The organism is Bradyrhizobium sp. LHD-71, from assembly GCF_031157255.1.
Taxonomy (GTDB): domain Bacteria; phylum Pseudomonadota; class Alphaproteobacteria; order Rhizobiales; family Xanthobacteraceae; genus P52-10.
This window is the reverse complement of record NZ_JAVIFX010000007.1, coordinates 228,686-255,086: the sequence shown is the minus strand read 5'-3', so window position 1 is coordinate 255,086 and position 26,401 is coordinate 228,686. Positions and strand designations below refer to the sequence as shown.

The 26,401-nt window shown below is 62.4% G+C and carries 20 protein-coding genes; 10 read left to right on the top strand and 10 right to left on the bottom strand.

The window, feature by feature from the left end; genetic code table 11:
* From RCO31_RS10370 to fhuB, 4 genes are all read left to right on the top strand, one after another.
* On the top strand, nucleotides 1-4,503 hold a 4,503-nt coding region (locus tag RCO31_RS10370; RefSeq protein ID WP_308968241.1), incomplete at its 5' end, for an amino acid adenylation domain-containing protein.
* A 6-nt stretch (nucleotides 4,504-4,509) separates the two neighbouring features.
* Entirely contained in the window at nucleotides 4,510-5,487 is a 978-nt protein-coding gene (locus RCO31_RS10365) for an alpha/beta hydrolase (protein WP_308968240.1), read from the top strand.
* A 46-nt stretch (nucleotides 5,488-5,533) separates the two neighbouring features.
* Nucleotides 5,534-6,472 carry an ABC transporter substrate-binding protein gene (locus tag RCO31_RS10360; RefSeq protein WP_308968239.1) on the top strand — a complete coding sequence of 313 codons (939 nt, stop codon included), beginning with the start codon at nucleotides 5,534-5,536 and terminating at the stop codon, nucleotides 6,470-6,472.
* Nucleotides 6,459-8,483 carry a Fe(3+)-hydroxamate ABC transporter permease FhuB gene (gene fhuB / locus RCO31_RS10355; RefSeq protein ID WP_308968238.1) on the top strand — a complete coding sequence of 675 codons (2,025 nt, stop codon included), beginning with the start codon at nucleotides 6,459-6,461 and terminating at the stop codon, nucleotides 8,481-8,483. The genes RCO31_RS10360 and fhuB overlap by 14 nt, the downstream gene beginning before the upstream one ends.
* Nucleotides 8,484-8,505: 22 nt before the next feature.
* Here fhuB and RCO31_RS10350 read toward each other — a convergent pair whose 3' ends face one another.
* Nucleotides 8,506-9,330, bottom strand: coding sequence for an ATP-binding cassette domain-containing protein (locus RCO31_RS10350; protein ID WP_308968237.1), 825 nt, complete (start codon nucleotides 9,328-9,330; stop codon nucleotides 8,506-8,508).
* A 53-nt stretch (nucleotides 9,331-9,383) separates the two neighbouring features.
* Nucleotides 9,384-10,445, bottom strand: a complete 1,062-nt coding sequence (locus tag RCO31_RS10345; RefSeq protein ID WP_308968236.1) for a siderophore-interacting protein — start codon at nucleotides 10,443-10,445, stop codon at nucleotides 9,384-9,386.
* A gap of 249 nt (nucleotides 10,446-10,694) precedes the next feature.
* On the opposite strand from RCO31_RS10345, the gene RCO31_RS10340 reads away from it, so the two are divergent.
* The 3 genes from RCO31_RS10340 (at nucleotide 10,695) to RCO31_RS10330 (ending at nucleotide 15,006) form a co-directional block, all read left to right on the top strand.
* A complete protein-coding gene (locus RCO31_RS10340) occupies nucleotides 10,695-12,398 on the top strand; it encodes a cyclic peptide export ABC transporter (RefSeq protein WP_308968235.1) in 1,704 nt (567 codons plus the stop codon).
* Nucleotides 12,399-12,702: 304 nt separating this feature from the next.
* Complete coding sequence (locus tag RCO31_RS10335) at nucleotides 12,703-13,689, top strand: GNAT family N-acetyltransferase (RefSeq protein ID WP_308968247.1); 987 nt, start codon at nucleotides 12,703-12,705, stop codon at nucleotides 13,687-13,689.
* Between the two features lie 12 nt (nucleotides 13,690-13,701).
* The gene (locus RCO31_RS10330) at nucleotides 13,702-15,006 is read left to right on the top strand and encodes a lysine N(6)-hydroxylase/L-ornithine N(5)-oxygenase family protein (RefSeq protein WP_308968234.1); all 1,305 of its coding nucleotides are present in this window, start codon (nucleotides 13,702-13,704) and stop codon (nucleotides 15,004-15,006) included.
* On the opposite strand, the gene RCO31_RS10325 is transcribed toward RCO31_RS10330, so the two are convergent.
* The 4 genes from RCO31_RS10325 to RCO31_RS10310 all read right to left on the bottom strand — a co-directional run bounded on the left by RCO31_RS10325 (nucleotide 14,990) and on the right by RCO31_RS10310 (nucleotide 18,787).
* Complete coding sequence (locus RCO31_RS10325; RefSeq protein WP_308968233.1) at nucleotides 14,990-15,823, bottom strand: 4'-phosphopantetheinyl transferase superfamily protein; 834 nt, start codon at nucleotides 15,821-15,823, stop codon at nucleotides 14,990-14,992. The genes RCO31_RS10330 and RCO31_RS10325 overlap by 17 nt on opposite strands.
* Before the next feature lie 201 nt (nucleotides 15,824-16,024).
* Nucleotides 16,025-17,485, bottom strand: coding sequence for a S8 family serine peptidase (locus tag RCO31_RS10320; RefSeq protein ID WP_308968232.1), 1,461 nt, complete (start codon nucleotides 17,483-17,485; stop codon nucleotides 16,025-16,027).
* Between the two features lie 25 nt (nucleotides 17,486-17,510).
* Nucleotides 17,511-18,263, bottom strand: a complete 753-nt coding sequence (locus tag RCO31_RS10315; RefSeq protein ID WP_308968231.1) for a hypothetical protein — start codon at nucleotides 18,261-18,263, stop codon at nucleotides 17,511-17,513.
* Nucleotides 18,263-18,787, bottom strand: coding sequence for an RNA polymerase sigma factor (locus RCO31_RS10310; RefSeq protein ID WP_308968230.1), 525 nt, complete (start codon nucleotides 18,785-18,787; stop codon nucleotides 18,263-18,265). The genes RCO31_RS10315 and RCO31_RS10310 overlap by 1 nt, the downstream gene beginning before the upstream one ends.
* 399 nt (nucleotides 18,788-19,186) lie before the next feature.
* Here RCO31_RS10310 and RCO31_RS10305 point away from each other — a divergent pair, with 399 nt between their 5' ends.
* The 3 genes from RCO31_RS10305 to RCO31_RS10295 are packed head-to-tail and all read left to right on the top strand — an operon-like array spanning nucleotide 19,187 to nucleotide 22,279.
* Entirely contained in the window at nucleotides 19,187-20,323 is a 1,137-nt protein-coding gene (locus RCO31_RS10305) for an efflux RND transporter periplasmic adaptor subunit (RefSeq protein WP_308968229.1), read from the top strand.
* A complete protein-coding gene (locus RCO31_RS10300) occupies nucleotides 20,320-21,078 on the top strand; it encodes an ABC transporter ATP-binding protein (protein WP_308968228.1) in 759 nt (252 codons plus the stop codon). Before RCO31_RS10305 ends, RCO31_RS10300 begins: the two co-directional genes overlap by 4 nt.
* Nucleotides 21,053-22,279, top strand: coding sequence for an ABC transporter permease (locus tag RCO31_RS10295; RefSeq protein ID WP_308968227.1), 1,227 nt, complete (start codon nucleotides 21,053-21,055; stop codon nucleotides 22,277-22,279). Before RCO31_RS10300 ends, RCO31_RS10295 begins: the two co-directional genes overlap by 26 nt.
* 127 nt (nucleotides 22,280-22,406) lie before the next feature.
* Here the strand turns inward: RCO31_RS10295 and RCO31_RS10290 are convergent, their stop codons facing one another.
* From RCO31_RS10290 to RCO31_RS10275, 4 genes are all read right to left on the bottom strand, one after another.
* Nucleotides 22,407-22,742 carry a hypothetical protein gene (locus RCO31_RS10290; protein ID WP_308968226.1) on the bottom strand — a complete coding sequence of 112 codons (336 nt, stop codon included), beginning with the start codon at nucleotides 22,740-22,742 and terminating at the stop codon, nucleotides 22,407-22,409.
* 41 nt (nucleotides 22,743-22,783) lie between these two features.
* A complete protein-coding gene (locus RCO31_RS10285) occupies nucleotides 22,784-23,506 on the bottom strand; it encodes a DUF6065 family protein (RefSeq protein WP_308968246.1) in 723 nt (240 codons plus the stop codon).
* A 644-nt stretch (nucleotides 23,507-24,150) separates the two neighbouring features.
* On the bottom strand, nucleotides 24,151-25,119 hold the full coding sequence (locus RCO31_RS10280; RefSeq protein WP_308968225.1) for a hypothetical protein: 969 nt from the start codon (nucleotides 25,117-25,119) through the stop codon (nucleotides 24,151-24,153).
* Between the two features lie 168 nt (nucleotides 25,120-25,287).
* Entirely contained in the window at nucleotides 25,288-26,301 is a 1,014-nt protein-coding gene (locus tag RCO31_RS10275; protein ID WP_308968224.1) for an NAD(P)-dependent alcohol dehydrogenase, read from the bottom strand.
* Nucleotides 26,302-26,401 lie beyond the last annotated feature (100 nt).

Below are 26,401 nucleotides of genomic sequence, written 5' to 3'. Positions count from 1 at the left end.
AGTGACGGCGTGGTCGAGTATATCGGCCGCTCCGACCATCAGGTGAAGATCCGGGGGCATCGGATCGAGCTTGGGGAGATCGAGGCGCGGCTGCTGGAGCAGGGCGGCGTGCGGTCGGCGGTTGTGGTTGCGCGCGAGGTCGGCGGCGGGCGTCAACTGGTGGGGTATGTGACCGGCGAGGGGGACCTGGACGGATCCATGCTGCGGGCGGCGCTGTCGTCAGCTCTGCCGGACTACATGGTGCCGTCGCGGGTGGTGGTGCTGGAGGCGTTGCCGCTGACGCCGAACGGCAAGGTCGATCGCAAGGCGCTGCCGGCGCCGGATGCGCTTGCGGCGGTCGCGCATGTGGCGCCGCGCACGCCGACGGAAGCTGCACTTGCGGCGATCTGGGCCGACCTGCTGCAACAGCCAACCATCGGCGTCACCGACAACTTCTTCGAACTCGGTGGAGACTCGATCGTGTCGCTGCAGATGGTCAGCCGCGCGCGGCTCGCGGGCCTACGGATTGAGCCGCGCGACGTCTTCCAGCATCAAACGATCGAGACGCTTGCAAACGTATCGCGTCCAGACGAGCGATCATCGCAAGTCACGTCGGCGCCACAGCCTGGCTCGCTGGCGGGACTTACCAGCGAGCAGTTGGAACGGCTTGGTCTCGACTGGCGCGTGATCGAGGACATCTACCCGCTCTCGCCGATGCAGCAGGGTATGCTGTTTCACAGTCTGCGTGATGCCGGCAGCGGCGTGTACGTCAATCAGGTCAGCGTCGAAATTCGCGGGCTCGATCCCGGCCGGCTGCAAGCCGCGTGGTGCGAGGTGAGCGCGCGTCATCCGATGCTCCGAACCGGCTTTCTCTGGCGTGAATTGTCCGGCGCTCCGTTGCAGGCCGTCTATCGCGATGCGACCGCTCCGTTCGAACAGGAAGACTGGCGCGGGCAGGCGGTAGATGACGAAAGACTCGCAGCAGCCGTTGCCGGCGAGCGCGCCGCCGAGTTCGACCTGTCGGCGCCGCCTCTGCAGAGAGTTCGCCTGCTGCGGCTTCAGGACGATCGCTATCGCCTGATCTGGACGTATCACCACATCCTGATGGATGGCTGGAGCTCGGCCCGTTTCGTCGCCGAAGTTCTGCAATGCTATTACGACAAGCCATCCACAAAGGCCGGGGTCCATTACCGCGACTACATCGCCTGGCTGTTGGCGCAGGACGCCCAAGCGGCGGAGCGCTTCTGGCGCGACCAGCTGTCAACCTTCGATGAGCCGACCCAGCTCGCCGATGCCTTCGGCTCGCGCCGCCATCCGGCCTCAGGTCACGACCGCTGCTATACCCGGCTCGACGAGACAGCGACCGCGACCTTGAAGGCATTCGCCCGTCGCGAGCGCATCACGCTGAACACTGTGATCCAGGGTGTCTGGTCGCTGTTGTTGCAACGCTATACGGGGCAGTCGACGGTCACCTTCGGGGTCACAGTGGCTGGTCGCCCGACCGGTCTCGACGGGGCCGACCAGATGATCGGTCTCTTCATCAACACGTTGCCGGTGATAGAAACGCCATCGCCCGGAAGCACCGTGGGCGACTGGTTGCGCAACCTTCAGGATCGCAATGCCGCGATCCGGAACCACGAACACACACCGCTCTACGATATCCAGGGTTGGGCGGGTCGCGCCGGCCAGCCGTTGTTCGACAGCATCATCGTGTTCGAGAACTATCCGGTTCAACGCGCCATGGATGGCGGTGACCGTGCCCTGCAATTCAGCGGCCTCAGCAATGTCGACGTGACGAACTATCCGATGGATCTGTCGGTCCTCGTCGAGGACAGCCTGCAGGTCGAATACACCTACATGCCCAGCCATTTCACTGCGGCGCAGGCGGAGCAGATCAAGGCGCAGTTCGAAACCCTGCTCGCCTTGCTGACACAGGATGCGGCGGCCGTGCTCGGCAGCATTGATCCGGTCACGACACGCGACCAGAGTTTCGCGGAGATCTGCAATCGTCACGCCACGCCCGCCATCGCCTTGCCGCTCGTGCACGAGGCGATCAGCGCTCATGCCAGGCGCCATCCGGACCGGACGGCGCTGATCATCGGCGGCAACGAGCTTTCCTACGGAGAGCTGGACCTGAGGGCAAACAGGCTTGCCCATCACCTGATCGGCCGTGGACTTCGGCCCGAGCAGCGCGTCGGCGTCGTCGTCGAGCGCACCGAGGCGACCATGGTGGCGCTGCTCGCGGTGCTGAAGGCGGGTGGAGCCTATGTTCCGTTTGATCCGGAGCTCCCGCGCGATCGCATATCCTATGTCCAGCGCGACGCCGGGATTGCGTTTCTGCTCACCGGCGAGCAGGAGGTCGCGGACAAATCCGATTCAGTCGAAACGATACGGCTTTCCACGTTCGACTTCGAAGCCGGGCCGGGTCACGCACCCGAGCCGCAGCTCGGAGCTGAGAATCTCGCCTACCTGATCTACACTTCCGGTTCGACCGGAAGGCCGAAGGGCGTGGCGGTCGCGCATGGGCCGCTCGCAATGCATTGCCACGCCACCGGAGCCGTCTATGAGATCGATGACTCCTCGTGCGAATTGCACTTCCTCTCGCTCGCCTTCGATGGCGCTCACGAGCGCTGGCTGACGGTTCTGTCGCACGGCGCGCGCCTCGTGATGCGCGATGCGGAGTTGTGGACGCCGGAGCAGACAGTCGAAGCCTTGCATGCCTATCGTGTCAGCCACATCGGCTTGCCGCCGGCCTATCTGCAGCAGGTGGCCGACTGGGTGGAGCAATCGGGCAAGCCGCCGCCGGTCAAGCTCTATTCGTTCGGTGGGGAGGCGATGCCGAAGGCGGGCTTCGACAGGGTGAGGCGCGTGCTTGGTCCGCGCATTCTGATCAACGGTTATGGACCGACCGAGACCGTGATCTCGCCGCTGGTCTGGAAGGTCGATGGCGGATGCGAATGCGAAACGCCCTTCGCGCCGATCGGGCTGCCGGTGGGCGATCGGTGCGCTTACATTCTCGATCATTCCATGAACATCATTCCCGCCGGCGTCGCAGGTGAACTCTATCTCGGCGGCTCCGGGCTGGCGCGCGGCTATCACGACCGGCCCGGCCTGACGGCCGAACGCTTCGTGCCCGACCCGTTCGCCACCGAGCCGGGGGCGCGGCTGTACCGGACCGGCGACCTGGCGCGCTGGCGCGAAGACGGCACCGTCGAGTATCTCGGCCGCAGCGATGACCAGGTGAAGATCAACGGCTTCCGGATCGAGCTCGGCGAAATCCAGACGGCTCTTCTCGAGTATGCGGAGATCGAGCAGGCCGCAGTGCTGGCTGTTCCCGGTTCGGCTGGCAGCCGGCTCGTCGCCTATGTCGCGCCGAAGTCGATCGATGCTGCCGCACGTCTCGCCGACACACTGACAGATCATCTGAGGCAGATCCTTCCGTCCTACATGATGCCGTCGCGGATCATCGTGCTCGATCGGCTGCCGGTGATGTCGAGCGGAAAGGTCGACCGCCGGACGCTGCCGGCGCCAGACGCCGAGACGCGGACCTTCGTCGCTCCGCAGACTGCCGCTGAAATCGCCATGGCGCGGCTGTGGGCGGAGATCCTCAAAGTGCCGCAGGTCGGCGTCACCGACAATTTCTTTGAGCTTGGCGGCAACTCGATCCTCAGCCTGAAGGTTGTCGCCCGGCTTCGCCAGGACAAGACCATCGGTATCGAGATCAAGCTGCGCGATCTGCTGCAGAAGCCGACGATCCGCGCGCTGCTGGGTGATGCTAGCGCCGCAGCGACCGTGTTGGCGCCGGTGGCGCTGCTGCCCCTCAATGCGCCGGTTCGAAGCGCCCGTCCGGTGTTCTGCCTGCATGGCGGCTTCGGGACAGTCTTCGACTATGGGCCATTGGCGCGCCGCCTCGACGGGCGTCGACATGTGCTTGGCCTGCAGTCGCGGATGTTGATCGACCCAGCCTGGACCGATCGGTCACTCGTATCGATGGCGTCCGATTACGCGCAGGAAATTCGGGCGGCGCAACCGCAAGGTCCCTACAGTCTGGTCGGCTGGTCGCTCGGAGGCGTTCTTGCCGCCCTCGTTGCTGCTGAGCTTGAGCGATGTGGCGAGCGTGTCGATTGCCTCGCCATGGTCGACAGCTTCGTTCCGGGGCGACAGGAAAAGCCGGAGATGGTTCGCGATTTCGTCGTCGCGGACGCCTCGCGAGAGATTTCGCTCGGCGTCGAGGACCTGTCCGCCGCCCTCGCGGTTGGTCGTCATCTGAAGACTTTGGCGCAGGACAGCTCACTGCCGATCGGTCTTGCGGTCGCGCCTCGCTGCTGGTGGACGGCAAGCCAGTTGAGCGAGCGCGATCGGCTCGAGGCAGCGCTTCCGGATGCGATCGACAGCGGCGTCGTCGGTGACAACCACTTTGCAATCCTGAAGGATGCGGATTTTCTGGCGTCGATCTGCGAATTGCTCGATCCGCAATCAGCATCGAAGGTTTCCCGTGTAGCGATTTCCGAACCGGTGGACTGAAGCGGCATGAGTCTTGATCCTGATATCGCAGCGCTCCTCGAAATGGTCCAGGCCGGGACCGAGAGTGGAGCGCGCATTCCCTTTCCAAAATTGACCGCGGCGCAAGCACGCACCGATTTCGATGCATCGTCGCCGTTGCTCGATGTCGATCCGCCGCCACTCGCACACGAACGTGACCTTTCGCTTCCGACCCGCGACGGCGTCACGATCCCGGCACGTCTCTACGCGCCGTTGGCGCCTGACGCGGAGAGCCCGATGCCCGTGCTGCTTTACATGCACGGCGGCGGCTTCGTCGTTGGCGGCCTCGACTCGCATCAGCCATTGTGTCGCGGGCTTGCCGCAGACAGCAGCGCCGCGGTGCTGTCGATCGGCTATCGACTTGCGCCGGAGCACAAATTCCCGATCGCCTTCGAGGACGCGGTGGATGCACTTGCCTGGATCGGGCGCACGGGCCGCAGCGTGGGACTGGACACCCGTCGTATCGCTGTCGGAGGCGATAGCGCCGGCGGTACGCTTGCGGCAGCGCTTGCGATCGAGGCCAAGGCGAACGGGAGTCTGCCGCGGCCGGTGCTGCAGGTGCTCGCCTATCCCGGCCTGAGTTCCCATCAGGCGACGGCCTCCTACAGCCGGTATGGTTCCGGCTATCTTCTGGAGCGGGAGACGGTCGACTGGTTCTTCAGACAGTATCTGCGTGCTGAGGCCGACCGGGACGATTGGCGCTTTGCGCCGCTCGCCGCGGTCGATCTGACGGGCCTGCCGCCGGCGCTGATCGTGCTTGCCGAGTATGATCCTCTGGTGGACGAAGGGCACGAGTATGCGGCAAGACTGAGCTCTGCGGGTGTCGCCGTCGACCTCAGGATCTATCCGGGCATGATCCATGAATTCCTGCGAATGGGAAATGTGGTGGCGGACGCTTTGCGTGCGCGGGCTGTGATCGGAGAAGCTTTGGCTCACGCCTTTCGTTCAGAAGCACTTCGTGCTTGAACGCATGTCATGTGCGCCCCCGCCAAGTCCACAGAAACCTGACCGCATGAGCCGGAGCTTCCTCAATACCTCCGGTTCGATGCCGTCTCGCCGAGACCTCATCGGGATGGGCCTGGCTGCCGGCGGAGCGCTGGCCGGCAGTTGGATGCTGAGGGTGCCGCAAGCCATCGCATCACCCGCACCGCCGCGCATCGCGGCGCTGGGTTGGGCCTGCGCGCAGACGTTGCTCGCGCTTGGCGTCGTGCCGCTGGTCATCCCGGAGATCGAACGTTACGGCAGGCTTGTCGTCGAGCCCGAGATTCCTTCCGCGGTCAAGGAAATCGGCCTGCGCACGGAGCCAAATCTCGAACTGCTGCAAAGCCTGGCACCTGATCTCATCATCATCGACCCGAGCCTGATGGCCGCCATGCCGCGGCTGCGCGGCGTTGCACCGGTTGAGGTGTTCACGATCTTCAGGCCTGGTGGCAGGCCCTTGGACACCGCGCGCGGCTCGACCGAGGCGCTCGCTCGACGTCTCGGCATCGAGGCACAGTGCGAAGCCTATTTGGCGCGCTTCGATGCCACGATGGCGGCCGCCGCGGAGCGGCTGCGCCGTGATCGTGGCGCGCCGCTCTATCTCGTCAGCGAGATTGCGCGCAATCGTGCGCTCGTGTTTGGCCCGAACAGTCTCTATCAGGACGTGCTTGACCGGTTCGGATTGCAAAATGCCTGGACGGGGCACAGCGGTCCGTGGGGACACACCAGCGTCGGCCTTGAAGTGCTGGCCGCGGTTCCCGATGCGCGCTTGATCTTGATGACCTCGCGCGTCGCGGATGTCCAGGCGCTGCTGAAGGCAAGTCCGGTGCTTCGGACCTTGCCGTTCCTTCGTGCGGGGCGGCTGACGGTGCTCGGAAATCAGTTCTTCTATGGGGGAATTCCTGCGGCAGAGCGCTTCGCGCGCCTTCTCGCTGAACGTTTGCCGCGGGATACTCATGAGCAAGGTTGACACGCTTCCGGCTCGCTCGAAGGTCGCGGGCGCAATGCATCCGGCGATGCTGGTTGGCCTCTTGTTCGCTGCTGCTGCGGTGCTGGCGTGGCGTGATCTGTCTGCGCATTTGCCGCCCGCAGCGTGGCTGTCGGCGTTGTGGAGCCCGGACGTCACAGATCCGCAGCAGATGCTCGTGCATTATACGGTCTTTCCGCGGATCGTGATGGCGCTGATGAGCGGCGCCGCGCTCGGCCTTGCAGGTGCCGTCTGCCAACAGGTGCTGCGTAATCCGCTTGCCGAGCCGACCACGCTGGGCGTCTCCAACGGCGCCTATCTCGCGCTTGCTGTCACCACGCTCTGGGCGCCATCGCTGCTTGCGTTCGGCCGCGAATGGGTTGCGCTCGCAGGCGGTTTTCTCGCGTTCGCGTGCGTCTTCGCGCTCACCTGGCGCCGCGCGCTGTCCCCGGTGGCGCTGGTGCTGGCCGGATTGATCGTCAGCTATTATTGCGCGGTCTCCGCCCAGGTGCTCGTGTTGTTGAACCATGAATATCTGATCGGCCTGTTCATCTGGGGCGCGGGCTTCCTCAACCAGCAGGATTGGAGCAACGTTGCATTCCTGGCGCCGCGTTTTGCGATCGCCTTGGCGCTGATCGCGGCGATGGTTCGTCCGCTGACCCTGCTGGGGTTCGATGACGAGACTGCGCGCAACCTCGGCCTCGGCCTGACAGGCGCGCGCCTCGGTGCGCTTGTGATTGCCATTGCCTTGAGTGCTTCGGTCGTCAGTCTGGTCGGAGTGCTTGGTTTTGTCGGCCTCGCAGCACCGGCTCTCGCGATGCTTTCGGGCGCGCGCCGACTCTCAGATCGGTTGATCTGGGCTCCGCTCTGCGGCGCGGGCCTGCTGTGGTTGACGGATGGGCTCGTCAAGTTGATCCCGCCTGGCTACCGTGAGATGCCGGCCGGCGCAGCAACCGCGTTGATCGGTGCACCGATGCTGTTGTGGCTGCTCCCGCGGTTGCGTGCCGCGGCGCCGCTCGGAGGACTCAGTCCATCGGTTCCGCCGCGCCTTCAACATCCCTGGCGGGTGATGCTGGGTGGCGTCGCCTTGCTGTTGCTGATGATTTGGATCGCGCTCGCAGTCGGCGTTGGCGCTGACGGCTGGAGCTGGAGCGGATTTGCTGGCATCCAGGAGTTCTTGCCATGGCGGTGGCCGCGCGTGGTGGCGGCGCTGTCCGCGGGCGCTACGCTCGCGGTGGCCGGAACGCTGCTGCAGCGCATGACCGGAAATCCGATGGCCGCGCCTGAGGTGATGGGTGTCAGCTACGGTGCGGCGATGGGCGTAATCGTGCTGCTGTTTCTGTTCCCCGCCCACATGCGGGCGGCACAGATCGCTGCCGGTGGCATCGGCGCGTTCGTCGTGCTCGCGCTGATTTTGCTGTTCAGCTGGCGATCCGAGTTCAGTCCGGAACGAGTGTTGCTTGCGGGCGTCGCTTTGGGAGCCGCTTTTGGCGCGTTCATTGCCATTGCGCTCGCGACCGGGGATCCGAGGATCGGGATGATGCTGTCGCTATTGACGGGATCACTCTACCAGGTCGGCCCTGTCGAGGCTGCCGTGCTGGCCGTGGCTGCGACCATGCTCTTGCTATTGGTGCCGATGCTGTCGCGGTGGCTCGATATCTTGCCGCTCGGCCAAGCCGCGGCGCGTTCGGTCGGTGTGTCGATGATGACGAGCCGGACGATTATCATGCTGCTCACGGCCCTGCTAACGGCGACGGCGACGCTCGCGGTCGGCCTTCTCAGCCTCGTCGGCTTCATCGCGCCACATATGGCGCGGATGATGGGGGCGCAGCGCGCGCTGCATCAGGCGGTTCTCGCGGCCCTGATCGGTGCGATCCTGATGGTGGCGGCGGACTGGGCGGGGCGGGTTGTGATATTTCCGTTTCAGCTGCCGGCGGGAATCTTCGCAATGATGCTTGCCGGCCCCTACCTGCTCTGGCTGTCGCGCCCCCGACGCGCATTGCGCTCGCAGTGACGCAAAGGCGATCGCTTGCCCCTCAGCGCGCAAAGCTGATGAGGCGATCGCCGTCGGGGGACGGCATCACGCCCATGGGAATGCCGTAAATGGTTTCGAGCTCTTGCGGCGTCATGATCTTGTCGGGCGTGCCGCGAGCGATCAACTTGCCCGAATGCAGCGCAATGATTTCATCGCAAAAACGGGCAGCCATGTTGACGTCGTGCAGGACGACGACAACGCCCAGATTGCGATCGCGGGCGAGACTTTGCACCAGCGACAACACTTCGACCTGATGGGCGACGTCCAGCGCCGAGATTGGCTCGTCGAGCAGCAGGCACTCGGCATCCTGCGCGATCAGCATGGCGATCCAAACCCGCTGACGCTCGCCGCCGGACAACGTGTCGACCAGACGTTCCGCAAACGGCCCGACGTCGGTCAGCTTCATGGCCTCGGCGACCTTGCCGCGATCCGCCTCGCCGAAGCGGCCGAGTGCTCCGTGCCAGGGATAGCGGCCGAGCGCAACGAGCTCCTTGACGAGCATGCCGGTTGCAGGTGGTGTCTGCTGCGGCAGATAAGCTACTTTGCGCGCGTAGTCCCGGTCGCTCCACTCTTTCAGGGATCGTCCTTCGAAGCGGATTGTGCCCGAGGACGTCGGCTGCTGTCGTGCCAGCAGCTTCAGCAGAGTGGATTTGCCGGAGCCGTTGTGGCCAATCAGGCCGACCACGCTTCGCGCAGGCAGGGTCAGCGTCAGCGGCTCAAGCAGCGTGCGTTGCGGGACCGCGAAACTGACGCGATCCAGTTCGAACAGTGGCGCCGCGGTCTTGCGGGGTACGTGGATAGTTTCGGCCGGACGGAAGACGTGCATGCTGTGGCAGTCGAAAAGTTATGCGAAGAAATCATGCGTCTGGCATCGACAGGTCATGATGTCCGCAAGCTCCAATAGGCAACGGCAAGATGTTGTTCGCGGGTCAGGCCGCGCATGTCGCGCAAGTGTTTGCGCAATCCGCGCACGGCCTGAGCCTCGGCGGCGACCCAGGCGAAGATATCCGGGTGTTCCGGCCATCGCACTGTGTGAACGCCCTCAGCGAGGAGCTGCGTCGAGCCGGGCGGGGCGTCGCCGCGGTGCAGCCAGCGAATGGACATACCGCTGGGCGCCGTGAGGGGGAGTTCCTCGCGTTGATCGGCGACCTCGAGAAAAACCTCGCCGGATGCCGTTGCCGGCAAGCTCTCGAGAATGCGAGCGATTGCCGGGAGTGCGGTTTCGTCTCCGGCCAGCATGAACCAGCGTGCCGGGCGGATGCCGCGGCCGAGTGGCCCAGCCATTCCGCAGATCGCTCCGGCCTTCGCCTTGAGGGCGAAATCGGAGCCGGGGCCAGCGTGATCGTGGAGCACGAAATCGACGTCGATCTCGCGGGAAGCCGCGTCGATACGGCGGATCGTATAATAACGTGTCACGGGCCTGCGGTCCGGTTCCGGCCACATGATGCGGCCATCGGGGGCCGGCCAGGGCCACTCCGGCTTGTCGAGGCCTTCGGGAGGAAAATACATCCGGACATGCAGGTCGTCGTCGCTAACGAAGCGGGCGATGTCGTCGCCGACGAATGTCAGTCGCCGCATATGGGGGGTCAGATCGCGGGACGCTTTCAACTGCACCTCGCGGAAGCTCGCAAGCGTATGGCCGTTTGATTCATGACCTTCCCAGACGATCGTCGGGGTCTCTTCGCCGGCGAACTCGATGACGTGGGACGCGACCACCGAGCGCAGCATTTCGAGTTTGCCCTTGTCCGGCGCCTCGACGCGGATCTTGAGCATCTCGGCCTCGACGGCCAGCGTGCTGGTTCCGAACGGCAGCTTCGCCACCATGAGCCCGTCCTGCTGCTCGAAGGTGATATCGTGCTCGGCAAGATGATTGACCATTCGGGCGGCGAGGCCGGTGGCGTCAGCCACCGCGATGCGCGTTTCAGAGATCAGTGGATCCAAATCGTCCTCCAGTCGAACGCAGCTTTACTCGCTTGCCGGTATCAGGGCAAAGCGTCCGCTCGAGAGCTTTTATTGAACACACTGCCGGTCATAAATTAGAATCGATCGAAAAAGAACGATTGCGGGATCTCGGATCGATGCCGTCATCAAATACCCGTACCGTTCAAGCAATGCTGTTCGTGTGACGACGAGCCGTGTAGGTTCCTAGCTCTCCTGTCCGAACTGAAGTTGCGCGAACTGAAATTCATGATGAACCCCCGAACAGGCCTGACCGCACAGGTTTTTCTTCTGTTGCGGCCCTACTGGCCGATGGTTCTCGGTGGCACCCTTCTTGGCCTGGTCGGCGGCGCCAGCGTCGCGGGTTTACTTGCGGTGGTCAATCGCGGACTCTACGCGACGCAGCACGATGTCGCGACGCTGGTCGCTGCGTTCGCTGGACTGTGCCTCTTGATTTTGATCGGTTCGATCGGCGCGGACATGAGCGCCAACTATGTCGGGCAGCGGATCATTGCGGCGCTCCGCAAGTCGCTGGCCGCCAAGATTCTGGCTGCGCCGATCGACCAACTCGAGCGCTACCGCACACATCGCCTGATCCCGGTTCTCACCCAGGACGTTGATACGATCAGCGACTTCGCGTTCTTCTTCTCGTCGTTCTTTGTCTCCCTTGTTATCGCGCTTGGTTGCATGGTGTACCTGGCCGTGCTGTCGTGGCCGCTCTTTCTTATTACGGGACTGGTCGTCGTCCTTGGCTCGCTGGCCCATGCTTATGCGCGAACGCGAGGGGTTCGGGGATTCAATCTTGCCCGTGACTCCGAAGACGAACTGCAGAAGCATTATCGGGCAATCGCCGAAGGCGCGAAAGAATTGCGGCTGAACCGTCAGCGACGGCAGCGCGTGTATGTTGACCAGCTCCAGAGCATCGTCGACCGGATCAGCTCGGTGCAGATCAGGTCGATCAACCTTTTCGTGACCGCGCGGGCGTTCGGCACGATGCTGTTCTTCGTCGTGATCGGTGTCGCGTTGACGCTGCGCCCCTTTCTGTGGCCGGACAGTCCGGCATCAGTTTCCAGCGGGTTCGTCCTGGTCCTGCTTTTCATGCGAGGGCCGATCGATCAGGTCATTGGAATTCTCCCTGCGCTTGGCCGCGCGCAGGTGGCGATGCGCCGTATCGCCGAGCTGTCCGAGCAGTTCTCGACGCTCGAGCGGGATTTGCTGGTTGCGCCGCCACTCAGCAAGCCGACGGCGGCAGACACGATCGATTCCATCGAGCTGCGCGATGTGTCCTATGCCTTCCAGTCCGTGCCTGGAAGCGAGCCATTCGTGCTGGGACCGATCGATCTGCGCATTCGCAGCGGCGACATTGTCTTCATCGTCGGCGAGAATGGGAGCGGAAAAACCACGCTTATCAAGCTGCTGTTGGGCCTCTATGTGCCGCAAACGGGAAAGGTGTTCCGAGACGGCATGGAAGTCGGAACCGACACGCGAGACGACTTTCGGCAGCTCTTCACGACCATCTTTTCCGACTATTATCTCTTCGAGGATCTCATGCAGGGGCACGGGGTCGTTCCGGATGTTGCGGAGCGATATCTCGAACGATTGGAAGTGGCGCACAAAGTTTCGGTTGCGAACGGTGCCTTCACGACAACCGATCTTTCCACGGGTCAGCGAAAACGGTTGGCACTGATGAACGCCTGGCTCGAGCAGAGGCCAATCCTCGTGTTCGATGAATGGGCGGCCGATCAGGATCCAACATTCCGGCACATCTTCTACACCGAGCTGCTGCCCGACTTGAAACGTATGGGCAAGACGATCGTCGCCATTTCACACGATGACCGTTACTTTTCGACGGCGGATCGCGTGGTGCGTTTGCGGCGCGGCAAGATTGTCGAAGAAGTGACAGTCAAAGAAGAAAAAGCAAAATTCTCGCCGGTTCCGAGGACGGTTTCAATCTGAGCAGATGATCGCGTCATGACGGTTTGAAATCCGCGATGGGCGCTTCACGGCGCATCAGATGCGACCGACGGACATAGTCTACAGGTTTGTAAGGAATCTAAAGTTAGAACCCAGGCATTTTCTTGTCATCGTCAAGCGGAGTGTTTTACATCGCACGCTCAACGAGCAGCTGCGCGGCAAGGCCGCTGATGTTGCACGGCATGCAATTTAAAAACGCGAGGGCCGGATGGACCAGGCTTCGTGCTCCGCGAGCGAAAGTGAACTTCGCCCGTTTCCCATTGGGCCAGGCGCTGCCGGCTTGACAGTGTCTCGAGACGGCGCGGAACTGCGCGTCGTGTCGAAGGGCGCGACGTTGATGCGCCTCGGCGAACGACAAGCACAGATCAAGTTGCTGGAATCGCCCGATGACCCGCGGCTTGCGGTGCGCGCCATGTCGGCGGCCGTCGAGGCCATGTTCGGATGGCGTCCGGAGCTGAAGGCGCTCGTGCTTGATCTTGCTGGGAAGGATCATCTTGCCGGTGCACTGAAGAACCACGGTCTTGCCGTGACGGTCGAGGAGGAGCTGACGCTGCTTCCAGAAATTGCGATGCAGCGTCGCGACAACTGGCTCGCGGATCCGGAACGGCCGCCTTTGCCCCAGCTTCATGTGATGACGGATGGCAAGCGACATCCGCAGCGTTCACCCAAGCCGGAAGGGCTGGTTTACGAACGGTTCATTCCCTGGCTCGCGCAGACGATTTCGTTTCGTATGGTGAACTTGGAAGATGATCTCGAGCTATTTCACCGCTGGATGAACGATCCTCGCGTCGACGCCTTTTGGGACGAAGCAGGCAGTCTCGAGAAGCATCGCGCTTATCTGTCCAAGTTGCACGAAGACCCGCACATGCTGGCACTGATCGGTTGCTTCGGCGGTGCACCGTTCGGCTATTTCGAGGTCTATTGGGCAAAGGAGAACCGCATCGCCCCGTTCTACGACGCGGACGATTATGATCGCGGTTGGCACGTCGTCGTCGGAGAAGATGCTTATCGCGGGCGCCGTTATATCAGTGCGTGGCTGCCGTCGCTGATGCACTACATGTTCCTGGACGACTGCCGGACACAGCGGATTGTCGGAGAGCCTGCGGCGGCGCATCTGCAGCAGCTTCGCAATCTTGAGCTCTCTGGCTTCGCGAAAATCAAGAACTTCGACTTTCCACACAAGCGCGCAACTCTGGTCATGCTATTGCGCGAACGCTTCTTTGGCGATCGGCTCTGGCTGCCGGCCGCGACCAGCACGCCGATCGCAGCCTGACGTCGGGGTGCCATGTCGCAGCAGCCCGCCACGGAATACGATGTCATTGGAGTGGGCTTTGGCCCTTCCAACCTCGCACTGGCGATCGCACTGGATGAGTGCGCGCGACGAGCGCGGCTGAAATGCCATGCGCTATTCGTCGAAAAGCGCCCGCATTTCATCTGGCATGGCGGCATGCTTTTGCCGGACGCCGACATGCAGATCTCTTTCCTCAAGGACCTTGTGTCGTTGCGCGATCCGACCAGTCCGTTCACGTTCGTGAACTATCTGCACAAGCGCGGCCGGCTGGAAGGTTTCATCAACTGCCGGACGTTCTATCCAAGCCGGCTGGAATTCAATGACTACCTGCGCTGGGTGGCAGGACAGTTCAAGGATCTGGCCGCTTATGGTGAGACAATCGTCGCCATCGAGCCCGTGACGGCCGGTCAGTTCGTCACGTCGCTACGGGTGCGCTCGCGAACACCTGGTGGTGGCGAGACCGTGCGGTTGGCAAGGAACCTGGTCGTGGCGGCGGGTGGAGCGCCGCACATTCCTGCGATCTTCGGCAAGCTCGCCGATGATCCGAGGCTGACTCACTCGAGCAGCTATCTCGATACGGTCGACACGATTAGCGCTGATCATAAAGCAATCAATATCGCCGTTGTTGGGGGAGGGCAGAGCGCGGCGGAGGTGACCGTCGACTTGCGCGGTCGTTTTCCCAACGCGAACGTCGATCTGATCTTTCGCGGCCATGCCCTGAAGCCGTCCGACTCTAGTCCCTTCGTCAATGAGATTTTCAATCCCGAGTACACGGATTTTATTTTTTCGCAGCCTGGAGAGCACCGGGAAGCGATCGTCCGCAACTTCCGAAATACCAACTATGCCGTCGTCGATTCCGATCTGCTCGACCAGCTGTATCGCCTGCTCTACCAGCAGCGCGTCAGCGGAAAGGAGCACATCGCGTTGCATCCGCGAAGTGAGGTGACCGGTGTGGTGCCGACGCCGAACGGGATCGAATTGGAAACGGTCGACAAGTTCGACGGCGGCAGCCGCCGTCGAGCCTACGACGCGGTGATTCTGGCGACAGGTTATGACAGGGATCGCCCATTGTCCGTGCTGGAGCCGATCCGCACATACATTCAGGGCAGCGAGCCGGATCGCAACTACCGGCTCGCCACCAGCCCCACATTCCGACCGCATGTTTATCTTCAGGGTTATTCCGAAGCATCGCACGGTCTGAGCGACACGTTGCTGTCGGTGCTGGCGATCCGTTCGCAGGAAATCGCCGAGTCGCTGCTTCTGACGATTTCACGACGTGAGCTTATTGCCTATGCATGAGGCGTGTTACGCCAGCTGACAGCTGCCATTGAGCGGCGGGTCCAAGCTCGCTGGGCACGGAAAGAACCGTCGGAGCAGGGCCTGCGTCGACGGTCAGCGCATTTGGCGCGATGCTGAATCCGAGTGCTGCGGCCTTCAGCAAGGCTTCCTTAAGGGTCCAATAGCGCAAGAACAGTTGCGACCGCGTTGCCTTGGGCACCTGCCGGACGACGGACTGTTCGTCTTCGGACAGGACCAGTTCGCTCATGGATTTGAGATGCGTGATGTCACGCAGCGGTTCGACGTCAACGCCGACGGCCATGCGAGAGGCTGTGACGGCGACAACGCCGCGGGCATGACTTAGGCTGAAGTCGATCTCCATCGGGCTGTCGAGAAGCATCGGCTTGCCATGTTGAGACGGGCGGAACTGCAATGCGTCGGGCGATCGGTCGACGATGCTCGCAAGAATGAAGCGTGTTCCGGCATGTGCGGCCAGGTAGCTGCACCGATCGTCGATATGACGAAACCGCGCCAGGCGTTCGCGTTCCTGCGCATCGAGTATCGTTGCGCTCCGTTCAAGGTTAAGCGCAGTCGGCTCAGAAGTGCCGGCGTTGTCGTCCTGGCCGCCTGAGACCGCGGCCAGCCAGATCGCGACCTCCCCAGCTCCCAGTCCTTCAGCCGGGCAGGGAAAGATTGGATGCGGTAGCCATCGCAGATGAGGCTCGCCTTGCGCCGCATCCCGCTTGATGGCGACGGCCCAGGCGACGGCGATTCCGCCGTCCGGTACCGAAGTGGCTGACGCAAATCCCCACGGTTCGTTGTCACTGGCCTGTCTCATGGCCGTTGGCTATTCCGAACGAGCGGCGGATTCAACGTGTGATTCGTTGCATGGACCGGAGAGCGCTGCCGCTCTTCCAAGAATGCTTACAGCCGCGCAGAGAAAACTGAAACCGGCAAATGGGCCGACATCATTGAACGCGAAGGCCTCGCGCCGGAACAGAACTGAGGCGCGGATAAGATGGAAATGGCGGCAAGTCCTTCACTGCGTCGCTGAGCGGCAAGCGGAGCCAAACTGCACGAGGCCATCGCCATAGACGGTGTCCTTTCCCGGCTCTCCGAGATCGATCGCCTGCCGGACGAGCATTGCGATGCTGGCTTCCGCCGCGCGGGGGGAGGCAACGTCATCGGTGGGCGGCGCTGCTGCCGCGGCGGGCACGACCTGTTTTCCCAAGTGCGCCAGTGCCATCCGTGCGGCGACAAACGGCGCGGCGAACGAGGTGCCGGTATGTTGTCGCAGCGTACCGTCACCGTCGCGGAGAGCAAGATCGACGCCAGGGGCAGCAAGCCGGATATGCGGTCCGCGAACCGCCCGGTTGTAGACGACGAGGTTCTTGTCAATGGCGGTTGCAGCGACCGCCCATGGATAAGCCGCAGGATAACGCGGCTTGACGGCGGCGCCATCATTGCCGCTGGCTGCGACCACGATGACGCCCCGGGCACGTGCGCGCTGCCCCTCGGCGTCCAGAACCTCGTTTGCCGGTCCCGCCAGGCTGAGGTTGATGACCGCGACGCCGCGCTCCACCAAAGTGTCCATGGCGGAGACCAGATCGAACGTGTCGATCTGGTCTCCCCCATTTTTTGCGTGGAATGCATCGACTGCGACAATCCGCGCCTTCGGCGTCAACCCTGGAAAGACGCCGTCGCCAAGCAGGAGTGTGGCGACCGCTGTTCCGTGGCGCTTGCTCGACGCCCGTCGGTCGGGAGTGCGCTGCGTAATCACCTCCAGTTGCTTGCTCGCGAGCCCCGCGTGGTTCGTGTCGATACCTGTATCCACCAACCCGATCGCACCCAGGTCGCCACAGTTTTCCAGCGATCGCCAGTCCACGGTTGCTAACGGGTCCAGGAATGCGTTGCGTAGCGTTGATCGGCTACCCTGCATTCGAAATCGCTGCAGATATAGACTGTTCTCGTCGACGGCCTGTCCCGGCGTGATCTCGCGCAACGACGCAAGCGCGCGTTGTTTTGACATCCGGCTTGGCGCTGCGACGCGCAGCAGCGCTCCTCTGCCGCCGCTCAGCACACGCTCGGCGACGACGCGAAATCCCCGGTCGCGCAGCGTCTGCGCCTGAGCGGCCTCAATTCCGGACAGGACGTATTCACGCGCTTGCGCACGTTGTGCGGTGCGCCGCGGTCTTGCATCCCATGGCAACACCAACCGAAAACCGCGAAACGGCGCGAAGAGGTGTCTCGAACCCCTGCCTCTTCCGACGGGGCTCCAATTGCTGCCGACGAGAGCTCCTCCGCCACCGCTGTCGCCTCCGCCGCCACCAGACGCGCCACCGCCGCCTGCACCCCCGCCCCCTCCATCCGAGCCACCATCGTCATCCGCGAATGCGGGCGGGAACAGCGCAGGGTATGTCGGGGATTGATCGATTCCGGCGAAGCCAAGAAACAGACCGACGACGGTCGCGAACAAACGGCAGACGATCACGGTTTTCATGGCAGCTCACTCGCATTCTGTTGCGCTAGGGCTGAACGAGCGCTTTGCGCTCCGCGTCGCCGGTCAGGATTTCCTTGCTCCCGAGCGCTTCGATGAATTCGTCTGCTGTTGCGTGGCCGCTCGCTGGCGAGAAGCCTCCGTCCGAAGAGGAAACCACCACGAGATGAACGCGCCAGGCGCGCTCCCGTAGGCAGGCAACGCGTGTTTGCTGCGTACCGGCGATTGCCGCGCTGAATTCGCGACAAATCGAGCCGTCTTCCATCCGATGTGTGGATACCATGGTGATGTCCGCTGTCGCCGTTCCGCTTTGTACCTGCCGCGACTCGCCGCTTGCGAGTTGGAACAAAAGGTCTTTTTCCGCAGGCGAGACCGCGATGTCATTCAGCGCTACGCCGTTTGCGGGCGTCCCATCGGATGACTGAAGCGAGCGGAATGCGAAGCCGAGCACGCCTCCGACGCAAAGTGCGATCGATGCTGCCAACGCCATCGCCTTGAAGCGGTCGGACTGACGCAAGCTGTGCGAGGACTGTTGCCGCGACGCGACCCCCGACAGTGCGTCCCCGAGCCTGCGCGCAGTGTTGACAAGGCGCTCGGGCACATCGTCGTTCGCAGCGCGGCCGGACGCGCCAGACAGGAGCGCCCGTGATTCGGCGAATGATGCAAATCGCGCGGCGAGATCGACGTCGCGGCGGAGCGCCTCGCGTACGCGGGCCGCTTCGGCCGGTTCGAGCTCGCCGTCCGCCAGGGCCATCAGGGTTTCATCGGTGATCGCGGTCATCAGAGCTTCTTCAGGTTGAAGCCGGCCTCTGCCGCTTCGTCGAGATCAAGTCCGGCCGCAAGAGCAAGCCTGGCGCGCGCCAGGCGGCTCATGACAGTTCCGATCGGAGTCTTCAGATGTTCGGCGGCTTCCCGATAGCTGAGCTCATCGATGCAAACCGACTGCACGACGGCGCGCTGATCTCCGGGGAGCGTAGCAAGCAATTCCTGAACGTCCGCGAGCATGATGCGGTTATCCGTCACCACTCGGCCGTCGAAACCGGAAAGCTGCTCAGCGGCCTCGATGGTGGTTCGATCACCGCGGACTTTCCTGTGTCGAATTTGGTCGATCCACAGGTTCCTCATGATCCTGAAGATCCAGGCATCGAGTCGCGTGCCTGGCTCCCACGATGATCGGGATCGCAGGGCGCGCTCGAGCGCAGCCTGTACGAGATCGTCGGCGTCGTCCGGCTGACCGGTGAGGGAGCGCGCGAACCGGCGGAGTCGGGGCAGCAGGGCGACGAGCTCGTTACCGAAGTCGCTCATTCCACATGTCTCGACATCAACATCAGTAGCATAACGCGGCAGCCCATTCTTTATTTCACAGGCTAGCAGCTTAATCCTTGGACAGCCACGCCGTGTAGATCGTTGCAGGACGACTAAAGGCCGCAAGCATCGGTGGAATTCGGAACACGAGCCGGAACGCGAGTGCTGTAGGCGTGAGTTGTGAGTGCTCATGGAATATTTGGCCCGGATGGTCGTTGAAGAACGCGGGTCCATCCGGATCACCTGACGGGAGCCGCGCTCATGTGGCCAACTCTCCAGTTCGAAGAATGGTCGGTCACGTGTTCCCGGCGGTCGCCTGGAGGATTTCGTTACGCCGGCAAGAGGAACCGAAGCGCGGCGAGCGGTTCGGCGGGGATCGCAGCTCTCGCGATCGCCCTGATGATGGCATTCGGTAAAGCGAATATGTCGGCACCGGCCGGCGCACCATTCGTTGTCCGGCCGGCCTTCCACGGCGACCTTGACGTCAGGGTCTCCGCAGCCGGGACCGTCGAGCCTGTCCGGATCGTCGAGGTCTCGACCGAATTATCGGGAACGATCAAGGATATTCTCGTCGACTACAACGATACGGTGAAAGCCGGGCAGGTGCTTGCGACACTTGATGACGATGTACCCACACGACAGCTCGCGCGCGCACGTGCAACTCATGCGTTGGCCGAGGCGAGACTGCGCGAAGCGCAGATCAATCGCCTGCTGGCGGCGAGCGAGAAGGATAGAAAGCAGCGGCTCGCGGAGCGTCAGGTTGCAAGCGAGCGTGACCTGGAGACGGCGGTGGGAGCGTTCAGGAAAGCAGCAGCACTTGTTGAAGTTCAGGAAGCGGAAGCTCGTATAGCTGCCGCGGAAGTCGCGCTCGCCACCTCGAACCTGGAGAAAACAAGAATCGTCGCGCCCATCGACGGGGTGGTGCTTCGCCGCAATGTCGAGCGCGGGCAGGTCATCGCGGCGTCCTTCCAGTCGCCGGTTCTGTTTCGTGTTGCGGCGGATATCCGCAAAATGCAGGTCAAGGTCGATGTGGATGAAGCCGACGCGCTTGCTGTGAAACCGGGACAGCACGCCATGTTCAAGGGCGAAAGCATGCGCGATCGCAACGTTCCCGTCGTCGTCGAGAAGATCTATCTTGGGCCCGAAGTGGTGCAAGGCGTAGTGACGTACAAAGCCATTCTCGGATTCAACAATGATGAGCTTCAGCTCAAGCCGGGCATGACGACGTCGACGGACATCACGATCGCGGAGCGACGCAACGTGCTTCTGGTGCCGAATGCCGCCTTGCGGTTCGCGCCGTCCCCTCATGCGATCAGCGAAGATCGTATGCCGGGACCCATGGCTGGTGCTGCAACTCTTGGAGTTGGCCAGAGCGATCAGCCCGATGGCCGCCGTCTCTACAAGCTGGTTGGCGGTGTGCCAACGCCTGTGCGTGTGCAGATCGGTGCGTCCGACAGCTCGTACAGCGAAATCATCGGCGGCGATGTAGCGGTGGGCGATAGCATCGTGATTGATCAAGCTCCGGTGCAACCATGAATGCCGGCTTCGCAAACTGCGACCGTCCGTCTGCCTCGCAAGGTAGCTCCGAGCCCTTGATCGTGCTCGAGAATATTGCGCGCATCTATGGACATGGTGCAGCCGCTGTGACGGCGCTTGCCGGTGTCGATCTATCGATCGTACGGAGCGAATTTGTCGCAGCCGTTGGCCCGAGCGGCTCCGGAAAATCGACGTTTCTCAACCTGATAGGCTGCCTGGATACGCCCTCGAGCGGTCGTTATCGATTCAAGGGTATTGATACCGGAACGCTTGATGCGACGGGCCGAGCGCTCCTCCGGCGAACCTGCATCGGTTTCGTGTTTCAGCGATTCCATCTCATCAAGCGTGCGAGTGCACTGGAGAACGTCGAACTTCCATTACTCTATCAGGGTGTGTCGCATCATGTGCGCCGTGATGCCGCCGCAGCGATGCTGGCTGTTGTTGGTTTGTCCCAGCGCATGCACTCCACGCCCGACAAGCTCTCGGGCGGCCAGCAGCAACGGGTAGCAATCGCCCGCGCCCTCGTTGTCCGCCCGGATCTTCTGATCGCGGACGAGCCGACCGGAGCACTCGACAGCGTAACGGGCGCTGAAATCGTCGGTCTGCTCAAGCAGCTCAACCGCGAAGTCGGAACCACGATTGTTATCGTGACACATGATCCATCAGTGGCAAAGCAAGCCGCTCGCACTATTCGCTTCGTCGATGGCCACGTCATGCAAGGATGTGTGAATGACGGTTGTGGTTCAGGCACATGACATCCTGCGCCTGGCCGTGTCAGGCTTGCGGCGTAATGCTTTTCGTTCGATGCTCGCGGCGCTCGGTATTGCCATCGGCGTGGGTGCCATGGTTGCCGTGGTGACGATTGGGCGAGGCAGCAGCGCGAAGGTTGGCGAACAGCTGGATCAACTCGGCGCGCAGTTGCTTGCGCTCCGGGTCGGCCAGGACGCCCGCGGCGGCCAGGGCGCGCAGATAGAGGCGAAACCCTTGACCTACGCCGATGTCGAAGCCGTTCGCCAGTTTCGCAGCGAACTCCAGGCCATCGCGCCGGTCGCATCTCAATCTGTTCGCGTCGCCTCGCGGCAGGCAAACTGGGTGGCCGCCGTCACCGGCGCCGACAATGATTTCCTTGTCGCCAAGAAATGGAGGCTCGTCAAAGGCCGCGCTTTCTCCGACCGGGAGATGAGGTCCGGCAGCAACGTTTGTATCATCGGTGCGACCGTCCACGAACGGCTGTTTGGTGGCGACGTTGCTGTCGGCGAAACCATTCGCGTCAAGACGGTGTCGTGCGAGGTGATCGGCGTCCTCGGTCGGCGCGGGCAGTCCGGGCTGTCGCAGGACGACGACAACACCGTGATCATGCCGCTCGCCAACTATCAGCGTCGCGTTCTCGGCTCAAGGGACATCCAGTCCATCGTTGTCCTCGTCCGACAAGGCATCGATACATCGCTGATGAAGAACCGGCTCGAGGAGCTAATGCGTGAACGCCGGCGCATCGACGAGGGGCAGGAGGACAACTTCCATGTGCTTGAGATGCGCCAGGTTGCCGATGCCATGGCGGAGACCTCGCGCACGCTAACTGCGTTGCTGACCGCCGTTGCGGCGATCAGCGTACTGGTCGGCGGCATAGGGATCATGAATATCATGCTGGCTTCGGTGGCAGACCGGACGTCGGAAATCGGAGTTCGTCTCGCTATCGGAGCGCTGCCGCGACAGATCCTGGCGCAGGTGCTCGCTGAGGCAGTCTTCCTGGCTGCCGCAGGCGGGCTTGCGGGCATCGTCGTCGGGCTTGGGCTTGCTGCCGTGGCGCGCCTCTGGCTGCAAATTCCGCTTGTCGTCGATCCCGCTGTTGTTCTCCTGTCGCTCGCTGCGTCAGCGGGGATCGGGATGCTGTTCGGCTATTTGCCCGCGGCAAGGGCGGCGCAGCTTGACCCGGCCGAAGCGATCCGCCGCGAATAGCCACGGCGTCGGACGGTCAGGCGTTCAGGAAGGGAATTCCTGCTGCAGGTGCAGCAGCCGCTCGATAAGCGGAAAGGGCCCGTTGGCGGGCCCTTTTGTCTTGCAGGTCGCGTAAGCTCGTTTCAGCTTAGCGGCTCGAGTTGGCGGAACTGTTCGAGTTCGAATTCGAGGAGCTGTTGGAGCTTGAGTTCGATGAGCTGTTCGAGTTGGAGTTCGAAGAACTGTTGGAGCTCGAATTCGACGAACTGTTGCCGGCCAGAATGATCTGGCCCTGTTCGGCCGTCACGGTCTTGACCGCGGGGTCCAGCGGCACGCCGATGGCGGCCTTCGCGCCGCCGACTGCTCCAACAGCCAGGGCAATCGCACTTGCAGTGAAGATAATCTCGCGCTTCATGGAAGAACCTCCTTCTTTGGGTTGCAGTTCGGGACCGGTTTTTTCGGTCCCGGAAAGCAAACGAAACACGATGAGAGCTTATTCCGAATATCGCCATTCAATCGATGCACTCACCGCTTGGCGCGTGCAAACTTTCGGTACCATCCCTCGGATGCCTGCGTGTTTCTCAGGATCCGTTCACGCTCGCGTCCTTCATCCTTCGTTTCAACTGCAACGACCGGCGTAAGCCGATCGAACGACACGCGCTCTTTCCGAAGATCAAGTTCGGCTTCCTCGCGCCTGAACGGAATGACCTGCACCAGCGGGGTGCCTTTCTCGATGATGTGAACGCCGTCGGGTGCGGTCGCAATGAACGGGAAGTTGATCAACGATGCGTAAGTGTCGGTATCGACAACGCCAGCGATAATTTCGACCGGCAGGCCCGCTCGATTAAGCGGCGCCATGAACAAGCAGCTCCAGCCAGGCGGGGTCTTGATCGTCCAGTAGTTGTGAAACTTCATGGGCGGCCTGTCCGCCAGCGGATGCCCGACAATCTGGTAGCTGCCGTGATTGCTCACCATTGTGCGATCGAACTCCCAGCCAGCGTCAATCTTGCGGCCTTGCTCGGTGATCTGCAGACGTACGGTCGCTCCGATCGGCAGAATGTAGCCCAGCGTCATCGCATCGAGAAATGGCATGCAGCGCTTGACCGTCAGTCCGTTGTTGGTGGCCGAGAGGACCGAGCGATCTACGGCTGGAATTCGCCGAAACCATTCCGGCAGCGCCAGTCGCGCCGGCACTGGTTCGGCAAGAACGCCATAATCGTCCGGCTGGCAAAGAAACTCGATCGACATGTCTTTGTTGGTCCGCAGCCCGGATTGTGCCTGTGCACTAGATCCTGTGACGACCGGTTCGGGCGCGCGGCGATTGGAACGAAATAGCATCGGTGGTTCTCCTCACTGCATGGGCGCCCCGCGGGAATAACGTGATCGCTGGTCCGTTATTCCGTGCTCAAGACGGAAACGGTCGTTGAGAAGAACTGCCAGATGTCGGTTCTGCGCGTTTAGGCGTTCGTTCCCTGGAGAACGACACCGACGCTGTTGAGGATCAGCATCCAACGCCGCACGCGTCCAACGCATTCGCAGCGTGCTGGGCATCCTGAACATCGAAATTGCGAGCGTTGAGGAGGCGCGCGAGGTCCTCAATTTGCACGGTCAACGCTAGCTTTCCGTGCTACCGAAGCCTAAGAAGCTTTGCGCTTGCGATCACAGCGATTTGTCAGTTTGACGCTAGCGCTTGATCGCGTCAGGAGCGAAGCTGGTACTGGCGAACCGGCGTGGCGAAAGCCAAAGGCACGAAGCGCTCGGTCGTCTCGTGTCGAGACTTTGGATGCTTTCGATGACGGACTGGTACTTCGTTTGGATCGAGGGGCTGCGTGGGCCTGAGCGGCAGAAATGGTCCTCGGATGCGCTCTGGGGTCAGCTCGGCCGTCAAGATGTCATCGTCCGCTTTCCTTTGACGGATCGGGAAGCGGAGTTGTCGCTTGATGAACTGGCAAAGTTGCGGCCTGTCCCGCTCGAATGATTGCCGCCTCGGCGCGGTACCGCGGCAGGTGGAGGTCGAGCGACGCGATAACGCAAAGCGCGAGGCTCGCCCAGACCGCCGCGCTGAAATAAAGCGACATCCAGGCGATCTCGTCCTTCCACTCAGCAAGGTCATGCGTCACGATCCAACGCGTACTTGCGTCGCGGAGGCCTTCGAGTGGCCTTAAAAGTTTGCCGCCATCGGCGAGCTTTGCACGCCACCGGCTCAGGTACATCGGCACGTCGACGGTCATGAGGAAGGCCAGGTAGCCTGCGATGCCGGTGATCGCGACGAGGAGTGCCGCGCGAACCGGACCCTCGAACTCCGGCAGCAGCCGGCAAAGGCCAATCCCGACGAGAAAGAAGGTGACGGCCCATATCGAATTCTCGATGGCGTTGCCCAAGTAGTTGGTGGTCAGCACGCCGTACCATGAGAAGCATTCCGCGATGAGGATCAAAGGTACGATCACCCGCGCGACGTTCACCGTGGTTTCCGATCCCGTCATTGTACCGAGCTGGTGCAGGACGATCGCCCACTGTGCCGCGAAGCAGATCTCGGCGACAGTTGCGACGGTGCGGCCGATGACGACGCTCGACAGCCATGTGTCGAACAAGCAGATTCGCTGAACATCCGCGCGAGGCAGGAACGACCTGAACGCGCAGCCAAAAACATATGCCGCACAGAGGACGAGCATGAGTCCGATGCCGGAGGTGGCGCCGACGCTGCCGGCCGGCTGCTCGTGAAACTGGCGGTACAGCAGGAACCAGAACGCGATATTTGCGCCGCTCACCAGCGTCAGCAGACTCCACCACCAAGCCAAGGGGTTTGACCAGGTTAGCGAATTTGACCGGGCCCGCGCCCGCGCCCGCCGCTGCAAACTCATAGACCGCTCCGCGTGTGACCGAACCGACATTTCGTCGTGATAATTCTGTCACAAATCGCGGCCTGCCGTGACACGATCCCGTGATGAGGAACTGGCGTCGGGCTGTGAGCCTTGTGTCTGCTCACGGCCCGCCCAGACGGGATGCCGCAAAGCGAAGGGTCGACCGGCTTAGCCGATCGCGATCGCCACCTTTCCGAAATGCGCTCCGCTTGCCATGTAGGCAAAAGCTTCCTTGGCGTCAGCAAACGTGAAAGTGCTGTCCATGACCGGCTTCATGCGATTGGTGGTGATCGCGTCAACCATTGCCTGCAGATCCTCCACCGACCCTACCGTGGTGCCCTGCAGACGCTGTTGTTGCATCACCATGAGCGAGATACGTGGCTCGGCCTGCGGCTGACCGGCCAGCACGCCGATGAAGGCGATCGTGCCGCCAATCTTTGTCGCACGAATCGATTCGTTCAGCGTGCCAACGCCGCCCACCTCCACGACAAGGTCGACACCTTGGCCGGTCTCCTGCCGCGCAAGCTTGCCCCATTCGGGCGTCGCTCTGTAGTTGATCGTGATGTCGGCCCCTAGCTGCTTCAGCTTTGCGATTTTTGCCTCGCTTGACGAGGTCGCAATCACGCGCGCGCCGACCATTTTTGCGAACTGAAGCGCAAACATCGATACACCGCCGGTTCCCTGAGTGAGTACGATCTGACCGGGCCTTGTGTTGCCGAGCTTCACAACCGCACTCCAGGCGGTCAGCGCGGCGCACGGCAGGGAGGCGGCTTCCGCATCAGTGAGGTGATCCGGCGTACGCACAAGTGCCTGCGACGGCCAGAGGCGGTATTCGCACAGGACGCCATCGACAGCGCCGCCGAGCGAGGTGCGCATCTTGCTTGGGTTGGGCTCTCCGCCAAGCCAACCTTCAAAAAAGCTGCCGATGACACGGTCGCCAGGTGCAAAGGTCGTCACGCCTGCACCGACGCTTTCCACCACGCCCGCACCGTCGGAAAGAGGGATGAGTGGAAATTTCTGTCGCGAGCCGTAGCCGCCCTTTACGGTGAGGAGGTCGCGGTAGTTCAGCGTTGCTGCCTTGAGCCGTACCAGGACCTGTCCTGCGCCGGGTGCTGGTATCGGCTTCTCGACGAGTCTTAAGCCGTCGATTCCTTCGGGTCCCAGTAGCTCGTAGGCTTTCATCGAACTTGCTCCTTGGCTGGCGTCCTTCTTTACATCAAGCCCGGTTCGCCGAGGTCCGTTCCGTCGGCGGGCTCCTCGTCTGGCCGGCCCTATGTGTCGC

What these genes read in the sequence shown, in the direction of transcription:
- RCO31_RS10360 (WP_308968239.1), top strand. Translation starts at nt 5,534, where the DNA reads ATGAGCCGGAGCTTCCTCAATACCTCCGGTTCGATGCCGTCTCGCCGA.
- RCO31_RS10280 (WP_308968225.1), bottom strand. Translation starts at nt 25,119, where the DNA reads ATGAGTTTGCAGCGGCGGGCGCGGGCGCGGGCCCGGTCAAATTCGCTA.
- RCO31_RS10325 (WP_308968233.1), bottom strand. Translation starts at nt 15,823, where the DNA reads ATGAGACAGGCCAGTGACAACGAACCGTGGGGATTTGCGTCAGCCACT.
- RCO31_RS10350 (WP_308968237.1), bottom strand. Translation starts at nt 9,330, where the DNA reads ATGCACGTCTTCCGTCCGGCCGAAACTATCCACGTACCCCGCAAGACC.
- RCO31_RS10275 (WP_308968224.1), bottom strand. Translation starts at nt 26,301, where the DNA reads ATGAAAGCCTACGAGCTACTGGGACCCGAAGGAATCGACGGCTTAAGA.
- RCO31_RS10310 (WP_308968230.1), bottom strand. Translation starts at nt 18,787, where the DNA reads ATGAGCGACTTCGGTAACGAGCTCGTCGCCCTGCTGCCCCGACTCCGC.
- fhuB (WP_308968238.1), top strand. Translation starts at nt 6,459, where the DNA reads ATGAGCAAGGTTGACACGCTTCCGGCTCGCTCGAAGGTCGCGGGCGCA.
- RCO31_RS10295 (WP_308968227.1), top strand. Translation starts at nt 21,053, where the DNA reads ATGACGGTTGTGGTTCAGGCACATGACATCCTGCGCCTGGCCGTGTCA.
- RCO31_RS10330 (WP_308968234.1), top strand. Translation starts at nt 13,702, where the DNA reads ATGTCGCAGCAGCCCGCCACGGAATACGATGTCATTGGAGTGGGCTTT.
- RCO31_RS10305 (WP_308968229.1), top strand. Translation starts at nt 19,187, where the DNA reads ATGATGGCATTCGGTAAAGCGAATATGTCGGCACCGGCCGGCGCACCA.
- RCO31_RS10315 (WP_308968231.1), bottom strand. Translation starts at nt 18,263, where the DNA reads ATGACCGCGATCACCGATGAAACCCTGATGGCCCTGGCGGACGGCGAG.
- RCO31_RS10365 (WP_308968240.1), top strand. Translation starts at nt 4,510, where the DNA reads ATGAGTCTTGATCCTGATATCGCAGCGCTCCTCGAAATGGTCCAGGCC.
- RCO31_RS10320 (WP_308968232.1), bottom strand. Translation starts at nt 17,485, where the DNA reads ATGAAAACCGTGATCGTCTGCCGTTTGTTCGCGACCGTCGTCGGTCTG.
- RCO31_RS10285 (WP_308968246.1), bottom strand. Translation starts at nt 23,506, where the DNA reads ATGTCGATCGAGTTTCTTTGCCAGCCGGACGATTATGGCGTTCTTGCC.
- RCO31_RS10340 (WP_308968235.1), top strand. Translation starts at nt 10,695, where the DNA reads ATGAACCCCCGAACAGGCCTGACCGCACAGGTTTTTCTTCTGTTGCGG.
- RCO31_RS10300 (WP_308968228.1), top strand. Translation starts at nt 20,320, where the DNA reads ATGAATGCCGGCTTCGCAAACTGCGACCGTCCGTCTGCCTCGCAAGGT.